Consider the following 23,349-nt stretch of genomic DNA (forward strand, 5'->3'; position numbering starts at 1 on the left):
TCTAAACTTCCATAAATTTAAGGGTGGTCAGGTAGTAGTCCGAACCGGCTGCGTTGCTGAAAAAGACAACAGGTTTTGCAGATACTGCGTCCCCTCCAGCCCGTTTGAATACCACCTGGTATTCGGTTCCGTTTAGGGCCAGTGTCATCACCTTGCCTGGTACGGCTGCGAACGCTTGCAAGGCTGTTACCACGTCACGAGACAGCCATGCGCTACTTTCGTCGGGCGGTTCCAAGGTGATAGGGCGACCGCCAACACGGGCGTGGGCCTCTATCACGATTGCGCCTGTGATCGTGCGCGTTTCTGATTGCTCTACCGGTTGCCAGTCGAACTCGTCCCTCCACCAAAAATCGGGATCTAGTTCAATCGTTGTTGTGCCATCTGAAAGGGTTGTCATTAAGCGGACCTTGATTTGTCATTGCTAAGTTGCCCTAACAGGTCGGTTAATGCCAGTGCATCTTTTTCCGAAGCGACGCCTAGGGAGGTGTTTTTGCCGCCCATGTTGATATTCACGGTGTAAGAACGCAGTCCACCTGACGGGCCGTTGCCTTGGTTGCCGGTTGGGCCTGCGAGGCCTCCGCCTTGTAATGCGTCAACCAAAGATCGCGCACGGTTGTATGCCTTGATGACGTCATCTTGACCAGCGCGGGAGAATTGAGCGCCGTATTGCTGCATCACTTCCATGTTGGTCTTGGCGGCTTCCAACTCGGTTTTTGCCAATGCCAGGTTTTCTGCGTTTGCGGCAACGGTTTTACCTTGTGTGAAGTCGTATAACATCTGTGCGAGTTTTACGTCCTTCTGCGCAGTGCCGTTGCCGTCAGATGCCACGCTCGTCGGGCGACCGTCGGCACCTACCGTGATGCCCTGGCTATCAACGTAGGTGTCCTTCCCGTTCTTGCGTAGCACTTCCGTGGTGCCGTCCTCGCGTGTGATCGTGCGCGTTTGTTGCGCGCTTGGCGAAGAACTCGCGGCCTTTTGCGCAGCGGCTGCATATCTTGTTGCCGATGCGGCAGCATTGTCGTAAGCGCCGGCCATTCCTTGTGCACCTGTCGCTGCACTATCGAATGCCGATTTTTGCGAGTTGGTCGCAGAGGTGGAACTATTCTGCGCTGTGGTCAGGCGTTCTAGGCGCTTGGCCACCTCGTCTGATATCTCAGATTGTTTTTTCTTGGCCTGTGCGCCCAACTCTTGGGCCTTCAGTTCCATCTCTGCGGCCTTGGTCAACAGCCCCCGTGCTAACAACTCTTCGCGCTTGACCTTGACCATTTCAAGGGTTGCTTCTGCTTCAGCGCGCAGGGCCTGTGCCTGGAGTTGTGCCAGTTGAATTTCAAGACGGCGCATTTCGTTCGTTGCGCGACGCACCCCAGCTTCGTCCCCTTTGGCCTTGGCGACTTCCAAATTGCTACGGGCTTCCTCCATCGACAACTTGATGGTCAACTGTTGCAGATTGTTTTCTGCCATCTTGGTCGTAAGGTTTGCTTGTAGGTTTTTGTGCGTATCACTGAGTGAGTCGAGGTAGGCTTTACCTGCGGAGCCGAGGCGCACTTGTGCATCGATCAATTGTTGATCGACATTCAGGCCTTGTTCCTTGGCTTTACGCAATTCGTTGACCTGGACAACCATCAACTGATAGACGGCGCGCAACCCTTCCAGTTTGGAAGAGTTGTCTTGCATAGCGCGCCCTTCAGATATCAACGCTTCTGTGTGCAACCTGGCTGCGGAGGCTTCGGCACGAGACTTGTCAAGGTCCGCTTCTTTTGCAGCGGCCAGTTTTTTAAGTTCTTCGATTTGTTTCAGATGCTCTGCTGACACATCTTTGTTTGCGGTTATGTATGCTTCCAGCTTGGTGATCTGTTCTTGCGTCTGGAATAGGTCGCCCTGCCGTTTCAGTACGACATTTTCAAGGGCAACAGCCGTTGCCTTCGCTGCTTCGATCACCTGGCTTTTACGTGATAACTCGTTGATTTCAGCGTCTGCAAGATCGCGTACCGTCTTTTCCTCTTCCTTACGGGCTGCTACCACTTTTTCCGATGTGACGATTTGCTCTGCAAGTTGTTTGTTGTACTCAGCAAATTTACCCGTCAATTCCAACCAGTTATCTCCGGATGCTTTGGCCTGTTGTCCGGCTGCTTGTGCCGAATCGCCCACCACTTTCACCCCTGCGCCCGCGGCGTTGGCTTCCTTGTTCATGAACGGCAGCAAGTCGGTGAAGCGCCGAATGCTGGTGGCCGCACTGTCCACGTACCCATTAACTGAGTCAACGAAAGTAGCGACGTTCCCAAGTATCGAATTCAACAACTGTTGCGCGGAGAACGCTTTGTCTGTGAAAAAGTCATAGACATCACTGATGTTTTTGGTGAGAAATCCCACGAAGGCAGCGGCAGTTCGTATGAAGATCGCTAGCGTGTTGCCAATGCCTGATACCACTGCGGCGAACCCCGCACCAATGTCCACAAATACTTTCAGGGCGCCAGAACTACCAATATCCTCGAACGTGGTAGACATCGCGTTGCGTAGCTTGTTGAATGCCTGCGTGGTGGTTTCTATGTCGCCCGGGGCTTGTTTGAACGTGGTGTTTAGGGCATCAGCCAGTTTGGGCAACAAATCTGCCGCCAGTACCTGACCGTTTTCAACCATCTTGATCAGTTGGGCCGTGGTCAGGCCGGATGCATCCGCAGCGAGTTTCAGTGCACCTGGTAGCCGGTCGCCCAACTGGCCTCGCAACTCTTCCATCTGCACGGTGCCTTTGCTTATCATCTGCGCCAAGGCGTTCAGTGCGCCCTCCATCTCGGCAGACGATCTGCCTGCCAGCGCCATGGAGTTCGCCACTGCCACAAATATCTTGCGTGCCTGGTCACCCTCGATGGCAGACCCTTTGGTTGCGGCTGCAAACTGCGAATAGGACTTGGCCGTCGATATGAGTTCAAGGCCCAGGTCATTTGACGTTTTCCGGATGAACTCCATCTCGGCTTTTGCGCCTTGCGTTGACCCCGTGACGACTTTCAACGTCCGGCCAATGTTTTCCAGTTCGATGTTGACGCGCACAAATTCAGTGATGCCGGCGATGAAGCCCACAATTGGCGCAATGGCACTCTGGAACAGACCAGATACCTTGGACATCACGCCGCCTGTTTTGCCGACTTCTTGCTGGAACTCGTTTTGACGTGCCGCCGCGTCAGATGTGGCACGGGCCAAGGTGCGTTTGCTATCTGCTGCCAGACGTTCGGCCACTATTTCGGCTTCTGTTGCCGTGGTTGTCCTATTTGTAGCTTGCAGGTATTCTTGTTTCGCCTGGATCAACAGGTCTTCGGCACTGGCTTCAGCGCGCAGGGCATCTGCCGTCAGTTGCGTGTTTCGCACTTCCAACTGACGTATGTTCAGTGCGGCCTCTCTTGCCGCCTTCTCGTCTTTCTTTGCCTGTGCCGCCGCCAATGTAGTGCGTGCGGCTTCGATTTGTACCTGGTTGTCTGCCTTGGCGAGTGTGATCAGTTCTTGTTCCACTTGTGCGTTGGCGCGCAGTGTGTTGGTGTGTTCCTTATAGGCTGCATCCGCTTGGCGTATTGACTCAGCAACGACTTTTTCAGCGGCTAATTTGGCTTCCAGCGCGGCACGTTCAGTGTTGTTTATCTCAGCCGCCTTTTGCAGGCCGACTAGGGACTCTTCCGTTGCCCTTGCAAGAGTGCGCTTACTTTCTACGGCTGTTTTTGCCGCGAGGATATCGGCTTGTGTGGCTTCCGTTTCTCTGTTTGTAGCTTGCAGGTATTCTTGTTTCGCCTGGATCAGTTCACCCTCGGCAAGCGCTTCCAACTTGGTTGCGTCAACAGCCAATTGTTTGTTTTTCAGTTCAAGGGATCCCACTGTCAACGCAGATTCCCTTGCGGTCTGTTCATCCTTTTTGGCTTGGGCGACGACCTGAGTGGCCCTTGCGTTTTCGATCTGAACTTGATTCTCTGCTTTTTCAAGACTGATCAATTCTTGTTGTAGTTGAGCATTCGCCCTGATTGTCGCTGTTTTTTCCTTGTAGGCCGCGTCTGCCAGTCGAAGGGCTTCCACCTCGGCCTTGTCCGCTGCGATTTTTTGTTCGAGGGCGGCACGTTCCGCGTTGAATGCCTCAGTGACTTTTTGTACACCGGTTGCCATGCTGGCTTGCGCAGTGGCCACTTCGGTAGATGCCAACCCTGCGGCAGTCATTTCCTTTTCGACGGCACCAACGGCGCCGGTCAGTTGCGTGTACTTGCCTTCCAGATCAGCAAGGCTTGCTTTGTTCCGGTCGTACTCGGCTGATGCCTTGCTGATTGCAAGTTGTGATTCTTTCAAGGCTTCCGCATTTTGTATCTGCGCTGGCAAAACACCATCCAACGCCGACTTGGAAGCGGCGAGGGCGGCTGCATACTGCTTTAATTCGATGTTGGCATCTCTCAGACCAATGAGTTGCTTGTCTGTTACGTCACCACTTGCTGCGATTTCCGCTTTGTAGCTGGCAATAGTTGCCTTTGCCTGGCGCATACCTACTTCGGCATCCCGGATAGCTGTATTGACCAGGTTGACCGACTCGGCGCTCTTGCGCTCGGTTGCAATGGCTTCGTCCAACGCCTTACGGCGACTCGCAACGGACTCCGTAGACGTGACCGTAGCTTGTGTCAGCGTTTCAATGCTCTGCTGGAGTGCTTTGGATTTTTCGGTGAGGTCAGCGAACTTGGTCACAAGGGCTTGCTGGTTCGCAAGCTGGTCTAACTCGTCGCTCAGTTGCTTAAATGCGGGTGCGGCATCTCCGCCCGTCTTGACAAGAGCCGTAACCTCGTCCGCAAGCTTTTTTATCTTATCCGCACCGTCAGCATTGGCGGATATCTTTAAATTAATTTCACGGTCAGTCACGTTTCACCTCGCAAGTTGCATTGCAAAGCGACCCTTGCGAGTCGCTTCACATTACAACCTGATTGATTACACGGTGTCGTGCATCGCCACTGTGAATGGCTCAGACTTGCCTGCTGGGGTTTCCATGCGGCCTTTCAGGCCCACTTTGCCGAAGTCGTTGGACAAGAAGTCAAATGCAGTGTCCGGAGAGAGTACAGCTTGATGGACTTTCAACACGGCTGGCAAGTTGTCGGCAAAGTTCACACCATCCATCGTGATGCGAATCTTGATCTGGTTGACCTTGGCACCAGAAAGCAAGGTGCCTGTTACGGCGTTATAGCCATAGCTGACTTTCAAGCTGGCCAGATCAGCGATATCACTGTCTTTCAACGCACGGAGCATGCCCAGGCGATAATTGATTTCGTAATCAACGTCCTTGTCATACGTCGTTGTGCCTGCGGAATTTTTCACCACGACACCGGTGCCGGCCACGTTATCATGTGCCAGTTTTACCCACGCACCGACTTTAGCCACGACTACTTCATCAGCTACGGTGCCTGACGCCTGGTTGATAGTTGTCGCTTCGGCCATCAGTGCCATTTGCAGGGTTTCTGCGTCTACCTGTGCAAATTCGATTGAAAAATCGGCTGGCTTTGGCAAGGCTACCGACGTGGTTGTCTGGCCGTAGGTTGCTTTGCGCTTACTTGTTTGCTCTTTCAAATCGGAATTCATTTTGATTTCCAACTTGCTTGTTTCGTAAGGCCCGACAGCCGGCAACCATGCTGCGGTCGCCGGGTCGAATTTTTCGATGAACACATCACCTGCGCCTAAGAATCCGGTGGACATATTTTAGCTCTCCATAAAAATTAACGTGGTCGCCAAAACTGGCGCGTGTACCACATTAATCAGATGAAGTTTTCCCAGCCAGTGGACAGAATTCTATGGCTCTGCCAGATTCTCGGTGTAGTCAACGGTGATGGTGATCGATGCCGTTACCATGGCTGTGCCGTCCGGTCTTGGCGATATCATCCTACCGCTATAGGCAACGCTGATTGCCAGGCCACCCAGCGTTTGCAGCGCAGTTTTCGCCACGTCCTTGAAAATGGCTTTTTTAAGATCGCCTATTGCCTGGTGGGCCGCGTCGTTAGGGTTATCCCTGTCGCAATTCAAAGTTGCTTCGAGGATGTACCTTTGCGATATGCGTGTTTCAGTGCCCCGACTCGTGGAACCCGTTGGATTGTCATCTGCCTCACCAATGACCGTGAATGGCAGTTTCATGCCGTCCGGGTGGATGCGACCCCGATACACGTTTTCACCTATATTGGTTTCAAAACCGTTGGTGGTCAGAATGCCCCTTATTTTTTCCTCTATTTTCGAGGCGATTTGCGCTGCTTTTGTTGCCATCATTTTCCTAACAGCCCGTCCAACCGGGCGATAACATCTTGTTCAAGATCAATTGCAATTTGCGGCGAAGTATCGCGGATCACGCCAACGAACACTTGGTCAACTGAAGGCCCATAGCGATTGCGGATTTTGCCGTCCGGTGAGCGGGTGAAAAGGCCGTAGCCGTTGCCGTTGCGCAGTTTCATGAAAAAGCCGTGGGGCAGTTCTGCCCTGGCTGCGCCGCGTTTTACATTCACCGATACGCCGGCTGCTTTGTACCCCGATGGGATGCCGCCAGGTCCGCCGCCTTTTGCTTTTTTCGGGTTTTTTGCCGGTGTGATGATCTGCTTCGAGTCAAACCGAACAAGCTGCGTACCTCGCCCCCGGGCCGTGATGATGGCAATAGGATTTTGTTCTGTGGCTTGTTGTAGCTGTGTTTTTTCTTCAACATATTGCGCCGGTAGATTGACCTGGTTGACGATAAGCTTGCGGCTGTTTTGCAAGGCCTGAAGCGCGGTGTGATTGACGGCTTGTGTAGCGATTTCCGCCAGCCTTTGGGGGGTGATCTTTAGATCATCGCGCAAGGCGATAAGATCATTCAGGTTGGCGGAAACGCTGACACTCATAGCACTACCCAGCGCGCAGAATAGCCGTCATCTTTTAGGAGGGCGTCAAGATGGTACTCGGTGCCGCCAACAGAGATAACGTCATTTTTTTGTGGTTTTGGCAAATCCTCATAGGATATGTTTGCCACGGTTCTATGCGCCACGATGTCGCTGTACTCGCCAGGGGTGACCACTTCAACACCATGAGAAATTTCGATACTGCACGGCTCAGTACCACGTAAAAAAGCATCTCCGCCCAGTTGAGCGAAGATGCTTTTTGTCATCCGTGCGAACGGATCATCCATGGTTATGCAGTCAGTTCGATCACACAGTCTGGACGTGTGTTGATGCAGAACGGATTTGACTGTGCTTCCAGGTTGATGCCCTTGCCCATTGCCATGGCTTCCTGACGTGCATAGTACGGCAGGCCTACCGTGTTGATGGTTTCCATGTAGTTGGCAAAGCCAAACTTGGTTTGGAACATGCCGGCGACACCTTCGGGTACCAGGTACGCTTTACCATCAGGGATGAACAACTGACCACCAACGCCGCCGCGATACTCTTCCCAGTACACACCAGCATATGGGAAACCCGTGCGGTAATCGTCACGCTGGAACGAGCCGTTATTGAAACGGTCGAAGTCGGCCTTAACGGCTTTATTGGCGACCAGTTTATCCAAGAAGCTTGGAGAGCAGAGGGCGCGACGACTTGTGTAACGGACGGCACCCAGGGCTTCATCGATCAGTCGTGTTGCTTCGATGGTTTTCTGCTTGACATCCGTTGCCCCGTTTGTCAACGCCATGGCTTTGGTTTGTTGTGTCAAATTGAAACGGTTGTACAGGTCTTCGATCACCGTAGACCCATCTGCATCAAGAATAACGCCTTTCAGCGCACCTATACGATGGTATTCCAGTGTCACGTCGATGTTATCGCGCATGGTTTGCAAGCGCTCGTTGACGACGCCCTGCATGGTTTGCAATTCGGATTCGGTACCGAATGCGCGGACGCCTGCAATCTGATCTGCCATGATGGCGTCTGTTTGAGGCAAATGCGTCACACCAAACAGGATGCCTTTCGAGCGGTTGATCGGATTGACGATGCCTGGTGCGCCGCGTGGTGTGTTAGGGATCAGGGCCAACTGATTGCCCTTGCGTTCGATCCAGAAAGACAGCGTGTTGATGCCTTTTTCATCGAACCAACCGAGTTCGCCCAACCGTTCTGGCTTGTATTTTGTGTCATTGATCGTGCCAGTCAACGAAATTACGTTGAATGCGTCGTTGTTAAAGATGTCTATGGTGGCCATCGTTGTTACCTTTTCGTAAAATATTTATTCAGTAAATTAGCAATTGCTAAATATGAGGGCGAATTAACGCACCACGATGCCCAGTACCAGTAATTCCGGCTTGGCGGCTACGTCGTAACCTGTCAAACGACCACCGGCCACTTCTGCGTTACGCGAGATGATTGCAACTTGCGTATCCCCAGAAGTGATGCCCACTTGGGTGTACAGAACGCCTGCTGCCGTTTCGGTACCATCCGATTTTGTGTTGTCGTACTTTGTGTACTTACCTGACGCAGTTACCTTGCCCAGCACCTGGCCTGATGGCAAACCGGCTGTTTGTGCCAGCAAAGTCGCCTTGTCACGGCTTTGGGTGCCGTTTGCTTCGGACAACAACCATTCTCCGGTGTGGGTGCCCTCTGTGAATGTATTCGACATACTTACTTCTCCTTATTTGCCTGGTTACGAGTCACGTATTTCTAACGGTGATGACTGCCGCCGGTGTGACTCGTTCTAGTCCGGCTGCTTGGATTCGGATAACTTGATTCTGTTACTTGGTGGCTTTGCCGAAGTTCGCCCGTGCTTCGTAAATCTTGGACGGGCTGAGTGTTCCGCCAGCGTTTTCTTGGGTTTTACCCTTCGCGTCAATAGGCGTTGTGTTGTCCACATGTGTCTTGTCGGACTTTTCAGCGCGAATATCAACCAGGCGCTTGCGCGCTTCCACCAACGTAACGCGCTCTGCAATGAACGCAGATACTTGATCTGGCATCTTGGCGAACACACAAAGGTCGCGCACTTCAACAGCTTCTCTCATTGCGGCTTCTACCTGGTCGACGGTGGTCAGTTTCAGGTCCAACATAAAGGATTCTGCGTGCGCTTCAATGTCATACTGCTTCGACAGCGCCAAGATGGAATTGGCGAAAGTGGTACCGGCGTCTGCTTTAGGGTCTGTTTTCATTTCTGGTTTCGTTTCAGGTTTTGTTACAGGTTTGGATTCAGGGGCCTTCGTACCTTTGTCCGTTTTGTCGTTGGTGTTGTTGAAAATCGCAACGATTTTTTCGGGCAGATTGTCAAGGCTGAAACTTGCCGTCAAGGTCACTGCCGGAGTGATTTCATCAATAAAGCCTTGGGCCAATGCTTCATCGGCTGTCATGAAAGTTTCGGCATCAAACAGCGCTTTAATTTCATCTGCGGTTTTCCCTGTGCGTTGCACATAGGTGCCGATGATGGAACCCTCGAACTTATCCAGAAGGTCTGCCAGATCGCGCATGCCGTTGGCATTGGCTTGCGCTGTAGCCAAGGGGCTATGCACCATGCCAAACGCATTCTTTGCCATCTTTCGTTTGTCACCAGCCTGCGAAATCAGATTGGAAATACTGGCAGCGATACCGATTACATTGGTGGTGATCGTTGCGCCAGTTTTTTCGGCAAAAGAGCGGAGGCCGTTGTAAATGGCAACACCATCAATAACGCTACCGCCAAGGGAATTGATCGACACATCGAGATTTTTCAAGCCAGGGTTGGACGATCCAACCGCTTTCAAATCGGATAGGAAAGTAGACGCACTGATGTTCCAATTACCAATGTAATCGTGGATGGTAATTTCTGCGTTCGTTGCGCCTGCCTGCGCCTTGATTGTGTACCAGTTTTTCAAGGTATTACCCCTTTTTAATGTTTAGCCGATTCTATGGGCGCGTTGCAACGTGTCGCCAGTGGATGAAATTCTTTTATCCCTGCACGAGTACCGTTGTTGTGCCGTCAGGGCAGTAGGCCCATAACCCAGGCTCACTGGCTTTCACGGCGCGTGAAAATCCTTCTGGTCCTGGAAAGAGGATTGCGCCAAGGGTTGGGGACGCCGGCGCTGTACTTGAGATTGCAAGGAGGCAGTAAAAATTGCCCTTGTTTTCCACTGTCACTGCGGTACCCACAGCGATACCTGTTCCAGCGTGAAGGTTTGTCCATGTGCCTTTGGGGATCATGACATCTGGTGTTGTTGCAGCCATCGTTTTACCTCTTCCGTTACATTAATTTTTCGAGTTCAGCTTTGATTTTTGGATTTGCAAGGACCGCTGCGACCAGTCCGAGCAATTTTTCCCTTGCCTGACTTTCCGCCCGTGATTCATCTACTTCGTCGGGGTCATCACCTCTGGAGCTAATGACCATATCGCGGCTGGTAATGCCGGCGTCTATCTCGGCCACTTTGGACGCAACGTCTTGAACAGGGTGGATGTAAGCCCACGCTTGTGGCGACCACTGCACCCGTTTGGCTTCGTCCACATCGCTCAATGAAATCAGGCCAATCAGCGCGGCTGCGTCTACCCAGGCATCCCAAATGGCTTGGCAAAGTTTCGGAATAAGGACCAGCCATTGCTTTTGCTCTATGGCCCTGCGATAGTTTTGAATGATGACGCGCAGCGTTCTATCAGACACATTCACAATGTCGCCGGCCAGCATTTCATAGGGAACACCACGGCCACTAGCAATGGCTAGATTCTGAACACGGGTATAGTCGTTGTACCCAACGCCCGTGGCTGGTGGGTTTGAGAAAGTCATTTCCTCGCCCGGAGCGAGTTCAATTACTGCACCAGGTTCTAAACCAACCATTGGCATATTGTTCTCTGCGTATTCGATTATTTGGCCTGTGAGGGGGTCCGTCCCTAGCTGTCCCGCTGTTGGTGCCGGCCTGTGTATCACGCCAGCAAACAAGTTTTGAATCTTGGCTTTTTCCGTGACCGCATCGTCGAAGTCAGATACAGTTTTCATCCGCACAATTGAGGATGTGCCATCCGGAACACCTCGCAGTGCGCCGGGGCGCTTCGCCTGGTAGACGTGAATCATTTCGTCTGCCGGTACCCGTGTCAGCAATGAAGCGTCAAAAGTGCTGGCGATGTTGTCGCCAGGGTGTGACTTGTAGACCCAGTACGCAACCCGCCTGCCAATGGGGTCCAACTCAATGCCGTAACGAATTCGGTTACCCGTTGGCAGGCCGGTGTACGTGTCCGTATTCAACATGGGCACCATGTCCGCTTCAAGCAACTGCACTTGAATAGGTACTGCTACTGGGTCCGACATCCTGCGCGCACGGATACGTGCGAACACCTCGCCGGACTCTTCCCAGGAGTGGCAGGCCAGGGCTTGCATCCCATAAAAATTGTTGGTGCCGTCGGCATCAATTTCCTTGAGAGACTTTTCCCACAGTCCGCTAAGTGTCTGTTTCAGTGCAACACGCTTCGTCTTGGGTCGGGCAACAATACCTGTGCCGACCATATCCACAACGCGCAATCGTGTTGCGGCTTCCGCTGCCCATTCGTTGCGACCTGCGTCTCTGTTGCGGCTACGCAGCTTTTCGATATTCTCTATCGAGGTGTTAGGTCCAGAAGCTGGGGGGTTCCAACTGCGAAGACGGCGACCAGTAGACGCAGCGTCATACCGCGCCATGGCTTTCATGGCGTTTAGCACAGTTGGGGAAAACGTAGGCGTCTGTGCGACGATGGCAGTTTTTGACGTTTTGCCTGCCATCAGTAGGCCCGCCCTGTCTGCGTGTAGTACACAATCCGAGTGCGTGGCGTCGCCTGGTTCAATTGCTTTTGCAATGTGTCCCGTGCGAGAATCATTTGCTCTGTTGACTTGTACTCGACGTACTTGTTATCCAGCTTGACGATCTTTTCAGCTCGGCTGATTGCTTTGTCCAGCGCGTCGATGTCTGCTTGTGTTACGGCCATGGCGAATCCTTTTTTCAGTTCTATGGATTCTTGGCGATAAAAAAATACGCAGCCAGTGGACAGAATTCTTGACTTGATTAGATAATAGGGGCATATTATCAATATCAATAAACAGCGGGGTTACTATGGAAGTCAAAAAGAGGGGCGGAGCACGTGAAGGGGCTGGCCGTCCGGTGGGTGAGATGGGACCGAAGAAGCCTAAAAAATGCACAGTTACCGACTCCACCGAGGCGATACTTTCGGCATTTGGAGATGGCAACTTCTCTGAAGGACTGGATAGAGCGGCAAAATTGCTCTTGAAACAGAAACTTGTCGAAGTCTCCACAAATTAGTATTAAAATAAGTCCCTTATCTGGGGGAATTATGCGTATCGCACTTGTTTTTGTACTGGCTGTACTTAGTTCGGCTGCGCAGGCCGAGGTCTATAAATGCAAGATTGACGGAAACACCGTTTGGCGTGACAAACCATGCCCAGGTGCTGGCACGCCTGTTGAAGTGAAGTACGAAAGAGGCGCGGCACCGTCTGTTAAGAGTGAAACATCTGCATCGGTCACATCAGCGCGTGACGAAAGTACCGTTCGTATCAAGAAAAAGCTGATCACAGATGACATTGAACGCAACCAGGAAAAGATTCGCCAGTTAAATCAGCAAATGGATGTTGACCTTGCGGCTTTGAAAAATCGGTCTTATAAGGGTGGTAGCGATTTGACGGCAGCAACGAAGAAGCAGGCAGACGCTACCGAATCCATCTCAGTAGCGAATTCCTACGCAAACAAAATCAAGGAAGTGGAAGCAGACAGCACTCGGCTACGTGCCGAGCGCGATGCCTTAGACAAAAAGTGATCAGGATAGGTACCCTGATCTGCCAGAACTTCTCCGGCGAGGTGGTCTGACTGTCTTTATGCCTGACGCATTGGCCTCTTGCAACTTCCGACGTAGCTGCGCGCTGATCACATCAGTGTTTTGGGACAGGGGTGCAGCCCAAGAAGGCGGGTTTGACCACTCTATCTTGTCTGCACCCAGGCGCATACAGCCGGCGCGGATGTAAGCGCTCAAATCGAGTGCCTCATTCCGACGTTTTACCTTCATCCATGTGCCATTTGCGTTCCGCACTTCGGCCTGCAATTCGTCAAAAAACCATTGACCAAGCCACAAGGGGAAATGCATGTATCCAGGGCCGTACTCGGTACGTTTCAGGGATGTTTGCACCTGGTCTTTCAGTGTGTTGGTGTTCAGTAGGTACAACGGCACGTCACCTTCCTGGCCTTTAATCTGTGCGCCAACCATCGTGGGGCGGAAGAGGGGGGCTTTGGGAGTGGATGCACCTTTGATCAGCATCACTTTGCCGTGCAAACCCCTTGTGCGCAAGCTCCGGTACCATTGGTACGCCTTCTCACTCACGCCGACTTTCTTTTCGCTGAACCCTAATTTCTCTTTTTTATGTTCGCCACCGGTGTCAACGACCACGATTTTGATACGCATTTCCCTGTCTTCCTCGCCGGCCAGCCGATATGTAGCCATAACCACCTGTTCAGTCAGTAATTCCCAGTCTTCCTGGTACGATGCTGGGTCTACAGGAGCAAAGTCAGTGCCCATGCCGACGCGTTTTGACAGTTCAATGCTGTATCGGTCAATCAACCACTGTTCCATACTTTCGCCGACGGCATGTACCTGGACCACAAAGCGTGCACCTGAACCGCCTTGGATATCAACAGATGCGACTAGGTAACGCGCTTCTTCCGGGACAAGGAACCTTTCAAGGTCTTTTTCACGACGTTTGGATGGGTCTTCTGTTCCTTTCGCCGCCTCGATCAAAATTCGCGGGGTGTACGGCATGCCTTGATCAGTGTTGACCGTCGCTTGCAAGGCTGTTTCGTCACCTGATTGTGCGTACGAGCGTAGGCCCTGCAAATACCGGACAATCAGCGATGTCCAGCTTTGGTATGCCGCCGCTACGCCGCCAAGCCAGTACCCAGCGATGTTTGATGTCATTGGCGTGCCCTGGATCACCCGATCAGAATCAATGTACACACCGTCTGGCAACCATAGGCCGTTCCGGTTCAGTTCATACTTGTGCTTTGCGTTGACGATGGAACCGCAGTGGGGGCACTTCACTGTGTCGTGTTCCCTCGCCAGCAGATCGATGTCGGTGGTCCGCACGAGAGCCAGCAATTCGTCATCTGGCGGCAGGTTGAAAAGGTCAAGACCTGGCTTTGCCTCGAAGTGTTCATAGCAGTCCAGGCACTGCCAGTACCAGCGCCGACGGTCGCTTGTGTTGTATATGCCAAGGATACCCTTTACCGGTGGTGCTTCGTGCGAGGTAGCCGGTTTCCAGAACGGATCTTCTATCGGCCTGCCGGGGGATGACTCTACTGCCGTCATGCCCCTGGACAGAAACGTAGTGGTACGCTTCTTTGCCAGGGGGAACAGTGCACCTTCGCCGTCGATGTCATCCGGCACTCGGTCATAGTCGGTCAACAGCACATACCGGTAATCTGAGGAGGATACTTGCGACACCGTTGGCCAACCTATTTTCAAGGTCATCCCGTTTTTGAATGTCTTATCGTGGGTGTTGTCGTCGTTTGCCCTGGAACTTTTAAGGGCCGCGAGGTCAGGGGAGTGACGTAGCGCCCTATCAATACGCTGCTTGGAAAACTCCCGTGCTTTCTCCTGCGTCATCTGGATAATCAACGTATCGCCAGGGTCGCATGTCACGGCATAGGCAATAAAGCCATCCAGCAAGCCGACTGTTTTACCGGTACGGGCAGGGCCGATGAACGATACGGCCTCATGCCGGCGACTTGCCATCATGTTCATCGGCTCGATCATGTACGGTGTTTCTGCCGGCGACCAGTAGCCGTTATATCCGCCTGGCTGTTTGATGTACAGGGTCTTTGCAGCGCCCTCGGCTACAGTGACGCGCTTCGGTGGACGAAAAGCCGAGTAACCGCTTGTCACATCATGTATTGCGATATCAGGCATCGGTCGTTCCTATCTGGATCAGTTCAGGCATGTTGGATTTATTCAGTGCTTCGAGTTCTTCGGCCAGCAAGCCCATGACTTCATCGATCTGGATGCCGACTTGTTCGGCCACTTCTGGCGCCAGGTTCAATTGCCGTTCGAGGTTGTCGGGAATAGACCGAAGCGTTTGAGAAACGGTAGCGAAAGCCGTGGCCGTGGCGCGCTGGACATCTTCGCGCAGCAGGTATTTACCCGACTTGATGTTGTATTCAAGTTCGGCCAACTTGGCCTTTTGTTCTTCGTGTAAGGCGCGTGACTTGGCATAGGCAATCTGGTTGTCTTCGGTTGCCGTGCGGACTCGTTTAGTCCTTCCGCCACCGCCTTCGCGCTTGCCGCCATGCCCATTATTTGGCTTGGTTGTTGGTGGGCCTATTAAATCTGAAAAGTCGTCATCTCCGTGCATTGTTGGCTCATTTAGCTATTAACGTTTGCTAAATATAGCAAATGCTAAAACAATTGGTAGCCAAGTTTAGCAAATTGAAAAACTGCCGATGACCGAGGCTCCGCGCCCCCGTATATCAGAAAAAGTTCTCAGGGTCCCCTGACTGTTTGAATATATGGCTGTGGATGCATAAAACAGACTAAACATTTACTAAATGCTTAATGTGGTGAGAGAATGTTTCGTTTAAGGTTTTTATGCTTGATTGTTGGTATATCTATGCATGGCGCCGCGATGTCTGACTCCTGGTCTACCTGGTGCATTGTGCACTGTGCTTATTAGTGCCTGCTAATACTTAATTCCGAATTTTCAGAAATGGGAAATGTAGGCATGCCCTGGTGGTTAGCTCTACCTGGTACCTGTTGGCACCCCTTAGTACCTATCACCCCGCAGTGTGGTCATGCCATGAATGTATGCATGCCTATTGTATATAGACCTTAGTAATTGATAACCCCTTAGAACACCGAGCAAAACGCGAATTAGCGCTTGTCTTTATTCGGCATATATTTAGCAAACACTAAAAAAAATTTATAAATCCCTTGTGCAAATGAATAGAGGGGCATATAATCAATTCATTCGCTAAACACTCACATGGGGCCGAACATGATCACAGTAATAACTCTCACTCTGCTTATTGAAGCAGGCCTGTATTTCGCTAACAAACTGCAAGGGGTGTAACCATGGCACAACCAAACTTTGCTAAATATGTCGTACTTCTGGATAACTTCAGCCACGACACAAACGGCAACCCCACCGCGTTACATACCGTCTTTGGGTACCGCGATGCTGATGCCGATTTAATGCGCGCATCTTCCACGCTGTACGAAGCCAAGCGCCGTGCGCAAATAGGCTATGGCAACGACCGGGGGCAATATGTCCCTGATGCATTGCGCAAGGCCGGTTTGAACACATCAACTCTCGAACTACTTACTGTAATTGGTGACCGTTCTGAAGGGCATATCAGGCATGTCTACATCGTTAAAGGTGCCGGCAATGCAAACAAATAAAAGTGAAATGCAGGCCGTACAGTTTGCTGATTGCATGGCCCGTTTAAAACGTATCGGCCTGCATTGTGATGTGGGCGTTGCTGCTGGTGTTGTGATGATATCCACGGATAGCCGGATTGATGCATCCACGATACGCAAGGCAGTGAAGCAAGCAGCCCCCGCAATGGGCGCAATTCACGTTGAAAACAGGCCTAGAAAGGGCTTCTATGTTTTCACAATCACCTGTTTAGACTGAGACAAAAAAAATGAAATCCATACTTGAAACTATCGATGGAGCAATTGACCTTAACCGGGTGATCATTCGGGAAAATGTTTATTGGATTGATGGCCGGTTACATGTAGCTGCTGGCGCTGCCGGTACCATAGTTGGGCGCAATCAGGGGTTTTTAGATGTGCTTTTTGACGCCGGCCCAGCTTACGTTGAATTGTCTGGATGTGGGCAACGGTTGCAAAGCGTTCCCGTTTTAAGTACATGTCATGTGAAGGTCGAAACAGAATGAAAACACACAGCATCACTGTAAAAGTGCTGTTTGATGATGGCGCTATCGATTCAGTGTCTACACGGATAAACGGTACCGCTGACGAAGTGCTGGCGTATTACGCGCAAAACGGCGGGCGTATCAATATCGGCAATGGCGGCAATGACCGTATAGGTCAAGTAGCTGAAGTGATTTTTCACGTCTAACGATTTAGCAAAAGGTAACACAAAATGAATAGTCCTAACGATCTGAAGTACAAATGTGTGCACCCTTGTGGCGCAATTAAATACATTGCGGACCGTGAGGAGGCCATATCCTTTTGTTTCGCATATGGGTACGTTATCCACGCCCCAAAATTTGGAGATGTTGCGGAATGAGGAAAGCTGATTACACCTTGCTTGCGCGGATCGTAAGCCAGGAATTCGACAACATTGAGGCAGTGGATAAATCCGGTGCCGTACATGCAGAATTCGCCAGCGGTTACCGCGAAGCGCTTTTAGCCGTTGCTAATAAATTTTCTGATGACGCCAGCGTGAAAAAGGCTGAATTCTTGCTGGCTTGTGGACTAAAATAAATAGCATCTGATCGTGTGCCGCTTTTTAGTAAAAAGCGGCTTTTTGTCATTATTCGAAAGGTTACCCTATGGATCATCTGACCATTGCGATGCTACGGCAACAAAACGCGGATTTGTTGGCGGCACTAAAAGCACTTTTGCCTGAAAACCAAAATGCTGCTGTATCTGGCCCTGAAACACTCGCGCAAGCCCGTGACGCTGCGGCCAAGGCTGAAGCGCCAGAGAATGCCGGACTTGATTGGCTGCGCGTAGATGGCGATTATCTTTTTGTTAGTCGCTGTGATTGGATTTACCCCCAAGCTACTCAAGAGGATTCGGGGCCTCGTGACGAGGCTCGCTGTAAAGCTATCGGGCATCGTGATGGCGATATGGTTTTGCCTTTTAGAGGTGCTTTGCTTGATGCTCAGGACTTGGCAACCATGCTGACATACTCACCATTTTCTAAGGCCTGACAGGCTTTAGCTAGCTTTTTAAGGCTTTACCGATAGCCTACCAAAAATCGAAAAACGCTAGGGCGTGATGTTGATTGAATTCAGCATTACGCCCTAGCGTTTTTTACTTTCTGGCCCCGTGCTTTTTACACGATCCAGGAAGGAAAGCGCGCGGATTTATGCATCATCGGTCGTTTAGCAAAGTTTAAATGCAAGTAGGAATAGTGCGATTTAATGCGTGCATCCAGGCGGTTTATTTTTCTGGGGTTATGCCGGTATGACTTGGCAAAAATAGTGTCGCTGGTCTGCTATTGACTGCCGTTGTGGTCGTCTCTTTGCTGGCCTGGTTGCGCTTGCCTGGCGCGCTTGATTTTCAGGGGTGAATGTCTGCATTTTTCTCCAGGGTTTCACCCTGGTCTGCCGGTTTTTTGGCCTGACCTTGATGCCATTTTCCATAGACAAATGAGGCATTTTTCTCAAGCCTATCCGGTCCAAAATTCTAAAAGCTATCCGGTCCAAAAACTTGGATGTCTGCCCGTTGCGGGTTCCAAAAAACTATCAGGTCCAAATTTTCAAAGCATGCCCGGTTCAATTCAAAAAGTGGAAAAGCACCCGAACTTTTTGGGTTCCTCGAAAGCGCTCTTTGATTTCCATATTTGCAATTAAATTTGAGTTTTGCGAAATTTAGCAAAACGTAATAACGGCGATTTAAGCGATTTAAAAAGGGGTGGCCTATACCGATGTGGCGACCCCCTTAAAAAAAACGCTTGGCGGTGCCTCATTTCAAGCGGAAACCACATTGCCGTTCAATCCGAAACCCCAATTTTCGCTATTTTTGACAAAAATCAGGTATTTTCTATTTCAAATTCATCAACTTTTGCGATTTCTTCGGGTTCGATCAAAAGCAAATCCTCGGTGCCAAGGACCAGGGGGATCAAGCCTGCCGTTTCGAGTTCGCGGCGAATCAGCGTGACTTGCTTGTGACCGAGGCCCGCAATCCTGGCGATTTCGTCAACGCCTGTGCCTTTGCCGATCAATGCGCCGATCAGCCGGTCGCGCTGGATACGGGTTCTGCGGTAATCCAGCGGCAGGGAAATCATCGTTTCGCCGAAGTCGGCGACCAGGCGACGGAACGCCGGCATGCCGATCAATTTTGCGATGTTGTGATCCTCGGTAGCGGTCCTGGGCACGTACAGCGATGTACCGCCGCGCCAGTCGATCAAGGCCGTTGTGGCCGTGTAGCCGATGCTGGCGCTGATGTCCTCTGCCAATCCGTTTTTTGTGTCAAAGCTCATGGGTTTTCCTTTCGGGGTTTCGGTTGTGGTCCTTTTCGGAAAATCGAGATTTTGAATCTTTCAATTTTTCAAAATTTAGATTTTTCAGATTTTCAATTTTTGGAATTTTCAAAAAACCAAATTTTCAGATTTTCAGTATTTCAAAAAATACAATTTTTCCTCGTTTAGGACCGTTGTTGCATAAAAACGACATCTGATACCTTGATACCTGATTTGATGCGTTTTCCGTATTCGGCTTCCGTGAGGCATACCACGTTAGTTTTTATGTAACTTCTTATATTGTTATTTATATAATTTGATTTCTCTCGTATGCGGGGAATATGAAAAACATATAAAGTCAGGTATCAAGGTATCAAACGTTGTTTTTTAGAGACGTTATTGTCGTATAAAAGCAACGTAGTCATGTATCTTCGATAAGTTTTATGCCTTTTATCAGTGTTTGCTTTTTTCTCGAACCTTCATTAGCAGATGTTAAAGCCTTTGATTTTTTGTATTTCGGGATGATTCTTTCCAACTCCTGAAGCAACTTATTTTTCGATAAGGCCTGAAATCCGGAGTCTTTACACCAACCTTGATATGCGGGATAAAGGCCGTCGAAGTCTCCTGACAGCGCACATTCATAATCATCTGACAACTCGCAACGCTCGGAAACGAATTGGCCGACGCGATCCTGTTCACTTTTATATTCAGATGAAGCTGCCAAAATGGAATCCGGGGGGAGCAAACCCACTGAAAACCACTCAATTGCACCCTGAACGATCCAGGTAAGTATCCCTGATCGTTCTTTTGCGAGTCTTTCAGCTACTGTTCTATCCACTAGATGTGTTGCCAAGCCCCTATCTAACTCCTCTTGCGTGTCGAATCTTGCCTGGTAGGGGACCAACAAAACACGCCCCCATATGCCGGCGTCCTGACCCCTTACCGAGGGCTTATAGTTGGTCAGCATCTGCAACTTGTGGGTAGGTGTGAACTCGAAAAAGTCGCCCCTCATGAAACGCGCCGTAAGCCTGTCACCGCCTGTGGCTTGCTTAATGAAATCTTCCCGTAGCATTCCACCTTCGTTTGTTTCATGGACTGTGATCATTCGTTTGCCCATGAGCGAAGCGATTTCTGTGGGGTGCTTTTCGTTTTTTGAGCTAATCAATAAGCCAGGTGCCGCCACCCCTGAATAATCCGCAAGCACACCGGTCACTGCATCAATGATCGTGCTTTTGCCGTTACGACCGTTGCCATAATGGACGACAAATTTATGCTCCCTAATATCAGATGTCGCGCAGTATCCAAACCAACGTTTCAGGAAGTTGGATACGTGTCTGTGCTTCCAAGGCAAATGGTCTTCGCAACATACCTTCGTCAAAACGTCTGTAAATGTCTCGCTGACGGTTTCGGGGTTGTACACCACATCAATCATCTTTGTGATGAAGTCACGCGGCTCATGGCCCCTCAGTTCACCTGTACGCAGGTCTATCGTGCCGTTGGCAACGTTCAGTACATAGGGGGCTGCGTCCAGGTCCACTGAATCAATTTCAAGTAGCTTTGTGGCCGTGGCCAACGCCGCATCGATGGTTGTCTTCATCTCGCTACGCTGCGCCCACTTCATCAACGATGCTGCCGTCGCCTCGTTCTCTGTGGTCTTGGTTTCCTTGCCTTTGGAGTCCACCACATACGGCGACTTCTGTACCTTGTCTTTTGCCAGGTAGGCATGCGCTTCACGGATAATGATGTCTGATAACTTCAGCGCCTTCATGTAGGCGTCAGCGCTGGAGCAATCCCAAAACTTGCCCGTCCAGCCGTACCACTTGCCCTCGCAAAAAAGCAACTGCTTACGAAAGTGCTTGGCGATGCGATTGGCATTGGCCTGGTCGGTCGTCAGGTAGTTTGCCTTTGGCACCGTGCGGATAACCTTGTCCTTGCCGCTGGCCGTACGCGATTCGCCCAACAGTTCGTCGCCGGCAGTCACTTCGGAAAAGTCATCTGCGATATTGTCGAAGCCCAGGGCCTCGTCAAATACAGACCGGTGTACGCCATTGCAGTGTGCGTGTAGACAGACGTAACGCCCTTCGGTAAAACCGCCTGTGTTGGGCATGTAGTACATCGTTGACGTTTCGCCAGAGTCGCCGCTATGTTCACTCTCCCGTGGGCACTGGATGAATAGCTGCGACTCTTTGCCGATGTTCTTTATCATGCCCTTGTCGCGTAACACCCTGGCACGCGGGTCGGCCTCGATCATTGCGTCGATGCGCTCTTTCTTGGAGATGCGAGGACCAGACGACACACCGGCCATGGCAGCGTCACTCAGTACCAGTGGTACCGAATCTGACAAAAGACCAGCAACAGAGCCAGATCGCACGGGGATAGGGTCTGTGACACCCTCCTCAAATACAGGGGCAGATGTGTAGTGGATCTGGACCGGGTTTAAAACGGATTTGTCTAAATCCAAATTTTCAAAATTTGCCCACGCACGAAGCTGATCACTTCGATAGGGCGTTTCCAGCCAGAACCAGATATGGGCCTTGAGCTTGCCCACGTTCTTGGCACTGCCGGCAGAGTTGGACATTTGCCAGTGATACGATGCGCCATGGAACGCTTCAGGCAAACAGCACTGGATATACTCATCAATGGCAACTTGCGGATCGGTCACCGGGTCAGCGGTGAGCGGCTCGAACGTATCCACTTCCACCATGATGGCGTGGCGGGGCGCATCCTCGAAATTCTCCAGGGTGCGACGTACACGCCCAGCCTGGTACTCCAAATCGATCTTGGCGGAACGGTCGTCACCGATGTATTGCCCCCGAACGACACACGAACGGGGCTTGTCCTGCAACTTGGCCAGCAGGCGCGATAAGTCGGCTATTCCGGAGAGTGTGACAGTTTGATGCCTGTAGTATTTCGCATCGTCATAGTTTTTGATCGTGCCATCTGCCAGCCAGGTTTTCGCCAGCTTGCTACTACCATGGGACAATACTGAAATTACATCTGTTCCCATATCATGCGGCCTTGTCGGTCAGCGCTGTAGATTTGTTCATGTGATCCTCGCTTGATTGATGTTGTGGGTACCAAATAGAAAAAGCCGTAGGAAGTACCCCCATGCTGCCAAGCGCCCCGCACAATGTGCAGGGTGGGGTACTTCCTACGGCTTCTGATTTTTACGCTTGGCGCTTACATTTTACACTTTGCTAAACATTTGCGTAAAATAATTTTAGCAAAGGTCGCTTACGTCGTCCTCAATTGCATTGAATTCGCTAGCAACCGCCCTTTGGCCCAGGCACTTTTGCGCGAACTCACACCCCCGGCATTCGGGCGATAAGTCTGTACGGAGAATCTCCGGCAGTTCCTTGTTCTTCTTGCGGAGTAGCGCTGCCGCATTGGCAATTTTGCCAGCAAGGCCGCTTCGTATTTGAGCCACGCCATCATTGCGATACGCGCCTGCGATTTGTTGCAGAGTTCCAACTGTTGTACCCGCTTCTTTAGCTAAATTTCTACGTTCTACCGCGCTGGCCGCGTTAAGCCAAAGCTTCAATTGATTGGATTGTGCCATCATCTCACCTTAATTTCTGTTAAGTCGTCGTTATTTTAATGCTTAACGAATTCTAATCATTTTATGTGAGTTTAGCAAATGTTAGCAAATATTAAATAAATACTTGCATTTTATATAAAATCATTTATGATCCCGTTATTGTATTTACGAAATGGCGATATCGGAAAGCTGGTATCGAATAAAATTAGCACTTACTAAAGGAAACTGACATGAGTATGTCCGAGATACGTTTAGCAAACGTTAGATTGCTGATTAAGGAATACGGCAACACAACGCGCCTCGCTGAAAAGCTGGAACTCAGCGGCCCGTCTTACTTGTCGCAGATCGCAGGGGCAAACCCGATACGCACGATCAACGAGAAAAAAGCCCGGGAGATGGAAGAGAAGTTAGGCCTGGTGGAAAACTGGATGGACAGTCCTCAGACCATGGCTACCTACAGAGTTGCAGGCGAAAAGAAACCGAAGACAACACCGACAGTTGCGTACACCGCTGCGCCAGCGGCAAGGGCCGAAGTGTACAACCCCCTGCGCCTGGAATCCTGTGTGGAACTTGTCATCACGCATGCTGACAAGATCAGTAGCAAACAGACCGCGAAAATTATTCTGAACGCCTACAACAGCGGAAAGAACGGTGAGGAACTTGCACGCCACATAGCCGACCTCGTGGAACTTACATCCAGTATTTAGCAAACGCTAAGTATTAATTTAATGTTTGCTAAATAA

At 50.9% G+C, this 23,349-nt stretch carries 25 protein-coding genes; 9 read left to right on the forward strand and 16 right to left on the reverse strand.

Annotated features, from left to right (window positions below):
* Position 1: 1 nt before the first annotated feature.
* From ACO0LM_RS11835 to ACO0LM_RS11885, 11 genes are all read right to left on the reverse strand, one after another.
* Entirely contained in the window at positions 2-397 is a 396-nt protein-coding gene (locus tag ACO0LM_RS11835) for a hypothetical protein (RefSeq protein WP_423037286.1), read from the reverse strand.
* Positions 397-4,875, reverse strand: coding sequence for a tape measure protein (locus ACO0LM_RS11840; protein WP_423037288.1), 4,479 nt, complete (start codon positions 4,873-4,875; stop codon positions 397-399). Before ACO0LM_RS11840 ends, ACO0LM_RS11835 begins: the two co-directional genes overlap by 1 nt.
* Positions 4,876-4,941: 66 nt before the next feature.
* Positions 4,942-5,700 carry a hypothetical protein gene (locus ACO0LM_RS11845; RefSeq protein WP_423037290.1) on the reverse strand — a complete coding sequence of 253 codons (759 nt, stop codon included), beginning with the start codon at positions 5,698-5,700 and terminating at the stop codon, positions 4,942-4,944.
* 93 nt (positions 5,701-5,793) lie between these two features.
* Positions 5,794-6,261, reverse strand: coding sequence for a hypothetical protein (locus ACO0LM_RS11850; RefSeq protein WP_423037292.1), 468 nt, complete (start codon positions 6,259-6,261; stop codon positions 5,794-5,796).
* Positions 6,258-6,863: a phage tail protein gene (locus ACO0LM_RS11855; RefSeq protein WP_423037294.1), complete on the reverse strand. Its 606-nt coding sequence runs from the start codon at positions 6,861-6,863 to the stop codon at positions 6,258-6,260. Before ACO0LM_RS11855 ends, ACO0LM_RS11850 begins: the two co-directional genes overlap by 4 nt.
* Positions 6,860-7,147 (reverse strand): head-tail joining protein, encoded by a 288-nt coding sequence (locus ACO0LM_RS11860; RefSeq protein WP_423037296.1) that lies wholly within the window; start codon positions 7,145-7,147, stop codon positions 6,860-6,862. The genes ACO0LM_RS11855 and ACO0LM_RS11860 overlap by 4 nt, the downstream gene beginning before the upstream one ends.
* 2 nt (positions 7,148-7,149) lie before the next feature.
* Positions 7,150-8,145, reverse strand: coding sequence for a major capsid protein (locus tag ACO0LM_RS11865; RefSeq protein WP_423037298.1), 996 nt, complete (start codon positions 8,143-8,145; stop codon positions 7,150-7,152).
* Positions 8,146-8,208: 63 nt separating this feature from the next.
* Positions 8,209-8,559: a head decoration protein gene (locus tag ACO0LM_RS11870; RefSeq protein WP_423037300.1), complete on the reverse strand. Its 351-nt coding sequence runs from the start codon at positions 8,557-8,559 to the stop codon at positions 8,209-8,211.
* A 112-nt stretch (positions 8,560-8,671) separates the two neighbouring features.
* Positions 8,672-9,775: a head maturation protease, ClpP-related gene (locus tag ACO0LM_RS11875; protein ID WP_423037302.1), complete on the reverse strand. Its 1,104-nt coding sequence runs from the start codon at positions 9,773-9,775 to the stop codon at positions 8,672-8,674.
* A gap of 365 nt (positions 9,776-10,140) precedes the next feature.
* Positions 10,141-11,568: a phage portal protein gene (locus tag ACO0LM_RS11880; protein WP_423037304.1), complete on the reverse strand. Its 1,428-nt coding sequence runs from the start codon at positions 11,566-11,568 to the stop codon at positions 10,141-10,143.
* A 71-nt stretch (positions 11,569-11,639) separates the two neighbouring features.
* Positions 11,640-11,843 carry a phage head-tail joining protein gene (locus ACO0LM_RS11885; RefSeq protein WP_423037306.1) on the reverse strand — a complete coding sequence of 68 codons (204 nt, stop codon included), beginning with the start codon at positions 11,841-11,843 and terminating at the stop codon, positions 11,640-11,642.
* Positions 11,844-11,968: 125 nt separating this feature from the next.
* Between ACO0LM_RS11885 and ACO0LM_RS11890 the strand changes: the two genes are divergently transcribed.
* Positions 11,969-12,175, forward strand: coding sequence for a hypothetical protein (locus ACO0LM_RS11890; protein WP_423037308.1), 207 nt, complete (start codon positions 11,969-11,971; stop codon positions 12,173-12,175).
* 31 nt (positions 12,176-12,206) lie between these two features.
* Complete coding sequence (locus tag ACO0LM_RS11895; protein ID WP_423037310.1) at positions 12,207-12,686, forward strand: hypothetical protein; 480 nt, start codon at positions 12,207-12,209, stop codon at positions 12,684-12,686.
* Here ACO0LM_RS11895 and ACO0LM_RS11900 read toward each other — a convergent pair whose 3' ends face one another.
* Positions 12,687-14,825, reverse strand: a complete 2,139-nt coding sequence (locus ACO0LM_RS11900) for a phage terminase large subunit family protein (protein WP_423037312.1) — start codon at positions 14,823-14,825, stop codon at positions 12,687-12,689.
* A complete protein-coding gene (locus tag ACO0LM_RS11905) occupies positions 14,818-15,267 on the reverse strand; it encodes a DUF1441 family protein (protein ID WP_423037314.1) in 450 nt (149 codons plus the stop codon). The genes ACO0LM_RS11900 and ACO0LM_RS11905 overlap by 8 nt, the downstream gene beginning before the upstream one ends.
* 716 nt (positions 15,268-15,983) lie before the next feature.
* Here ACO0LM_RS11905 and ACO0LM_RS11910 point away from each other — a divergent pair.
* From ACO0LM_RS11910 to ACO0LM_RS11935, 6 genes are all read left to right on the forward strand, one after another.
* Positions 15,984-16,310 carry a hypothetical protein gene (locus tag ACO0LM_RS11910; protein WP_423037316.1) on the forward strand — a complete coding sequence of 109 codons (327 nt, stop codon included), beginning with the start codon at positions 15,984-15,986 and terminating at the stop codon, positions 16,308-16,310.
* Complete coding sequence (locus tag ACO0LM_RS11915) at positions 16,297-16,545, forward strand: hypothetical protein (protein WP_423037318.1); 249 nt, start codon at positions 16,297-16,299, stop codon at positions 16,543-16,545. The genes ACO0LM_RS11910 and ACO0LM_RS11915 overlap by 14 nt, the downstream gene beginning before the upstream one ends.
* A gap of 10 nt (positions 16,546-16,555) precedes the next feature.
* Positions 16,556-16,810, forward strand: a complete 255-nt coding sequence (locus ACO0LM_RS11920; protein WP_423037320.1) for a hypothetical protein — start codon at positions 16,556-16,558, stop codon at positions 16,808-16,810.
* A complete protein-coding gene (locus ACO0LM_RS11925; RefSeq protein WP_423037322.1) occupies positions 16,807-16,995 on the forward strand; it encodes a hypothetical protein in 189 nt (62 codons plus the stop codon). Before ACO0LM_RS11920 ends, ACO0LM_RS11925 begins: the two co-directional genes overlap by 4 nt.
* 167 nt (positions 16,996-17,162) lie before the next feature.
* Positions 17,163-17,363: a hypothetical protein gene (locus ACO0LM_RS11930; protein WP_423037324.1), complete on the forward strand. Its 201-nt coding sequence runs from the start codon at positions 17,163-17,165 to the stop codon at positions 17,361-17,363.
* Between the two features lie 68 nt (positions 17,364-17,431).
* Positions 17,432-17,815, forward strand: a complete 384-nt coding sequence (locus ACO0LM_RS11935) for a hypothetical protein (RefSeq protein ID WP_423037326.1) — start codon at positions 17,432-17,434, stop codon at positions 17,813-17,815.
* A gap of 824 nt (positions 17,816-18,639) precedes the next feature.
* On the opposite strand, the gene ACO0LM_RS11940 is transcribed toward ACO0LM_RS11935, so the two are convergent.
* The 3 genes from ACO0LM_RS11940 to ACO0LM_RS11950 all read right to left on the reverse strand — a co-directional run bounded on the left by ACO0LM_RS11940 (position 18,640) and on the right by ACO0LM_RS11950 (position 22,630).
* Positions 18,640-19,089: a hypothetical protein gene (locus ACO0LM_RS11940; RefSeq protein ID WP_423037328.1), complete on the reverse strand. Its 450-nt coding sequence runs from the start codon at positions 19,087-19,089 to the stop codon at positions 18,640-18,642.
* 400 nt (positions 19,090-19,489) lie between these two features.
* Entirely contained in the window at positions 19,490-22,075 is a 2,586-nt protein-coding gene (locus tag ACO0LM_RS11945) for a DNA primase family protein (protein WP_423037330.1), read from the reverse strand.
* A 213-nt stretch (positions 22,076-22,288) separates the two neighbouring features.
* Positions 22,289-22,630, reverse strand: coding sequence for a hypothetical protein (locus ACO0LM_RS11950; protein ID WP_423037332.1), 342 nt, complete (start codon positions 22,628-22,630; stop codon positions 22,289-22,291).
* Positions 22,631-22,836: 206 nt separating this feature from the next.
* Between ACO0LM_RS11950 and ACO0LM_RS11955 the strand changes: the two genes are divergently transcribed.
* On the forward strand, positions 22,837-23,313 hold the full coding sequence (locus tag ACO0LM_RS11955) for a hypothetical protein (protein WP_423037334.1): 477 nt from the start codon (positions 22,837-22,839) through the stop codon (positions 23,311-23,313).
* Positions 23,314-23,349: the final 36 nt, after the last annotated feature.

Source organism: Undibacterium sp. Di26W (assembly GCF_049340265.1).
In the GTDB taxonomy this organism is placed as follows: domain Bacteria; phylum Pseudomonadota; class Gammaproteobacteria; order Burkholderiales; family Burkholderiaceae_D; genus Undibacterium.